This window comes from Nocardiopsis sp. NPDC055824 (genome assembly GCF_053616335.1).
Genome location: NZ_JBSHDN010000344.1, coordinates 1 through 3,845, shown reverse-complemented (window position 1 = coordinate 3,845; position 3,845 = coordinate 1). Strand labels below are relative to the sequence as shown.

At 72.5% G+C, this 3,845-nt stretch carries 3 protein-coding genes; 1 reads left to right on the top strand and 2 read right to left on the bottom strand.

What is annotated here, in order from left to right:
• Window positions 1–118: 118 nt before the first annotated feature.
• Window positions 119–1,927: a thiamine pyrophosphate-requiring protein gene (locus ACWGL3_RS31490; RefSeq protein WP_452462136.1), complete on the bottom strand. Its 1,809-nt coding sequence runs from the start codon at window positions 1,925–1,927 to the stop codon at window positions 119–121.
• 82 nt (window positions 1,928–2,009) lie between these two features.
• A complete protein-coding gene (locus tag ACWGL3_RS31485; RefSeq protein ID WP_267950563.1) occupies window positions 2,010–2,453 on the bottom strand; it encodes a ChaB family protein in 444 nt (147 codons plus the stop codon).
• Between the two features lie 391 nt (window positions 2,454–2,844).
• Between ACWGL3_RS31485 and ACWGL3_RS31480 the strand changes: the two genes are divergently transcribed.
• Complete coding sequence (locus ACWGL3_RS31480; RefSeq protein ID WP_267950564.1) at window positions 2,845–3,771, top strand: alpha/beta hydrolase family protein; 927 nt, start codon at window positions 2,845–2,847, stop codon at window positions 3,769–3,771.
• Window positions 3,772–3,845 lie beyond the last annotated feature (74 nt).

Below are 3,845 nucleotides of genomic sequence, written 5' to 3'. Positions count from 1 at the left end.
GGGACCCCCGGGCCGGCCACCCCCGGCCCCCCCGGGGGGGGGGGCGGCGGACGTTGGGCCCCCCCCCCCCCCGCCCGTGCGGTCCCGGGCCCCGTCCCGGCCGCGCCGCGGCCCCCGTTCAGCCGCGGCCCGGCAGGAACTCCCGTGCCTTGGCGGCGAGCCCCCGGCGCACGACGTCCGCCGCGTCCGGGTCGCCCGACACGAGCGCCCTCGCGGTGTCGACGAGCTGGTCCCACTCCACCTCGGGCGGGATGGGCGGGACGTTGCCGTCGCAGCGGACGTCGATCAGCACCGGCCCGTCGGCGGCGAGCGCCCGGCGCCAGGCCGGCGCCACCTGGTCCGGCCGGTCGACGCCGATACCGGTCATCCCGACGGACTCGGCGAAGTCCGCGTAGGACATGTCCGGCAGGTCCTGGGAGAAAGGTGTCCTGGGAGAGCCCCCCATGGCCCGCAGCTCCCAGGTGACCTGGTTGAGGTCGTTGTTGTGGAGCACGCAGACCACCAGGCGGGGGTCCTCCCACAGGTGCTGGTACCGGCGTGCGGTGAGCAGTTCCATGAGCCCGTTCATCTGCATGGCCCCGTCCCCGACCAGGGCGACGGCGGGCCGGTCCGGGGCGGCGAACTTGGCCCCGATCGCGTAGGGCACCGCGCAGCCCATGGTGGCGAGCGTTCCCGAGAGGGAGCCGCGCATACCGTGCCGCAGGCGGACGAAGCGCGCGTACCAGTTGGTCGCCGGCCCGGAGTCCGCGGTCACCACGGCGTTGTCGGGCAGCAGTGGGGAGAGTTCGTGGAAGACCAGCATCGGGTTGACCGGGTCGGCCTCCAGCCGCGCCTGGCTGTCCAGGACACGCCACCACCGGGCGACGTTGTCCTCCACGGTCTCCCGCCACCGGCTCCGCGCGCGGTCGCGCCCGGCGTCGGGGGAGAGCCGGTCGCTCAGCGCGCGCAGGGTGGCGGCGGCGTCGCCCACCAGGTTGACCTCGGTCGGGTAGCGCATGCCGATGAACTTCGGATCGATGTCGATCTGGACCGCGCGTCGCCCGAAGGGCGGCAGGAACTGGGTGTAGGGCAGGTTGGACCCGATGATGACCAGGGTGTCGCAGTCGCGCATCAGCTCCCACGACGGCCGGGTGCCCAGGAGCCCGATGGACCCCGTGACGAAGGGCAGCGTGTCGTCCAGCACGTCCTTGCCCAGGAGGGCCTTGGCGATCCCCGCCCCGGTGAGGTCCGCCAGGTGCAGGACCTCGTCGACGGCGCCGCGGGCGCCCTGGCCCACCAGGAGGGCCACGCGCTCACCGGCCTCGACGACCTCGGCCGCGCGGTCCATCTCGGACTCGGGCGGCAGCACCGTGCCCGGTCCGGCGTCCGGGTCGGGCCTGCTGGAGTGCACTTCCTTGAACTCGTGCCCGGGCGGGGAGTAGTCCGCCTCCTGCACGTCGGCGGGGACGATGACGGCCGTGGGGGTCCTCTCCGCGAGCGCGGTGCGGATCGCGCGGTCCAGCACGTTGGGCAGCTGCTCGGGCACCGTCACCGTCTGGACGTAGGCCCCGGCGACGTCCTTGAACAGGCTGTGGAGGTCCACCTCCTGCTGGTAGCTGCCGCCCATGGCGCTGCGCGCCGTCTGCCCCACGATCGCCACGACGGGCACGTGGTCGAGCTTGGCGTCGTAGAGCCCGTTGAGCAGGTGGACCGCCCCCGGCCCCCCGGTCGCCAGGCAGACCCCGAACCTGCCGCCGAACTTGGCGTAGCCCACCGCCTCGAAGGCGGACATCTCCTCGTGCCGGCTCTGCACGAACCGCGGCGCGCCCTCCGTGCGCCCCATCTGCGCCACGAGTCCGTCGATGCCGTCACCGGGATAGCCGAAGATCTCGGTGACGCCCCAGTCGGACAGGCGGCGCAGCAGGTGGTCGGCGACGTTCTGGGCCATCTCGCCCCCAGGTGTGGCCCGCGGGCGCGCGGCGCGCACGGCCGCCCGCCCGCGGTGCGGGTGGTACGGGTGGTGCGGTGTGTCAGGAGGAGCGGCGGGACTTCGAGGACCCGCTCTTCCCGGAGCCCGAGGTCCGCCGGTTGCTCTCCTTGCGGAGCGCCTCGACGAGCTGGGGCTTGGTCATGGACGAGCGGCCCTGGATGCCCAGCTCCTTGGCCCGGCCGTAGAGGTGGTCCTTCGTGGCGTTGGCGTCCACCCCGCCGGCGGTGGGCAGGTCCTTGCCGCCCCTGTTGCGCCCGGCCTTCGGGTTGGCGGCCTGTGCGTCGGAGGGTCCCGACCGCTGCTTGGGCACCCAGTGGTCGCCCTGCTTCTCGAACTTGTGCTTGAGCGCCGCGATCGCCACCCGGTGGGCGCGTTCCCCTTCGCCGTACTCCTCCACCGCGGAGTCGTGCGCCTTGATCCAGGTGTCCTGGGCCTTCTTCGGTGACCGCTTCAGGGTCGCCGGGAGTTCCTTCGCACCGGGCACTGTCCTCACTCCCCGATCCTCGTTGGTTCTCGGTGCCCACCGCCCTGCCCGGGACGCGGTCGTGCAAAACACCGGGGACCGCCCCCGGCGGCGGCCGTGCGCGCCCCGGAAACGGGCGCCCCCCGCCCGACCTGCCCCGACCCAGGCACTGGTGATCCAACGGATGCACGTTCACACTGTCGACTTCATAGTGAATTAACGGAGAAACATTTCCCCGGAACCAGGTCCCATTCGATTTCCCGACCCCCTATCGGGTTTCGTAGAGGGCGCGGTAGGAGCTGGCCGGACCCCCGTCCGAGCACATCTCCTTTCCTGATGGTTCTCCGATCCGCGTCCGCCCCAGGACTCGCGGATTCCCGCTGCACGAGAAAAGGAAAACGACGTGCTGACAATGAATCCCCCCTCCCCCGAACTCCGGGAGGACTCCGGCCGTCCGCGCTCCCGGACGGCCCGGTTCGCCGCCCGGTCGGCGATGGCCCTCGCACTGGTCGCGGGCCTCTCCGGCGGTCTCGCCTCCCCCGCCCAGGCCGCCAGTGAGTACGAGCGCGGCCCGGACCCCACCGAGCGGAGCGTCACCGCCGTCCGGGGCCACTTCGACACCGACACCGACACCGTGTCCTCCCTGGTGAGCGGTTTCGGCGGCGGCACGATCTACTACCCGACCGACACCAGCGAGGGCACGTTCGGCGGCGTGGTCATCGCCCCGGGCTACACCGCCGGGCAGTCCTCGATGTCCTGGTACGGGCACCGGATCGCCTCCCAGGGGTTCGTGGTGTTCACCATCGACACCACGACCCGCTACGACCAGCCCGACAGCCGGGGCCGCCAGCTGGACGCGGCCCTGGACTACCTGGTCGAGGACAGCGACGTGGCCGACCGCGTGGACGGCGACCGCCTGGCGGTGATGGGCCACTCCATGGGCGGCGGCGGCACGCTCGCGGTCGCCGACGACCGGCCCGAACTGCGTGCGGCGATCCCGCTGACCCCCTGGCACACCCAGAAGAGCTGGTCCGGCATGGAGGTCCCGACGCTGGTCATCGGCGCCGAGAACGACAGCGTCGCTTCGGTGCGGACCCACTCCATCCCGTTCTACGAGAGCCTGCCCGGCAACCTGGACAGGGCCTACCTGGAGCTGCGGGGCGCCTCCCACTTCGCGCCCAACATGTCCAACACCGCGATCGCGAAGTACAGCATCTCCTGGCTGAAGCGGTTCGTGGACGAGGACGAGCGGTACGAGCAGTTCCTGTGCCCGGCGCCCGACACCGGGTTCGGCACGGACTTCTCCGACTACCGGGACTCCTGCCCGCACGGGTCCTGACCCGGGCCGGGCCCGTGGCCCGGACGGCGGAGAGCACACAGGCGGTGGCCCGGAGGGACTTCCCTCCGGGCCAC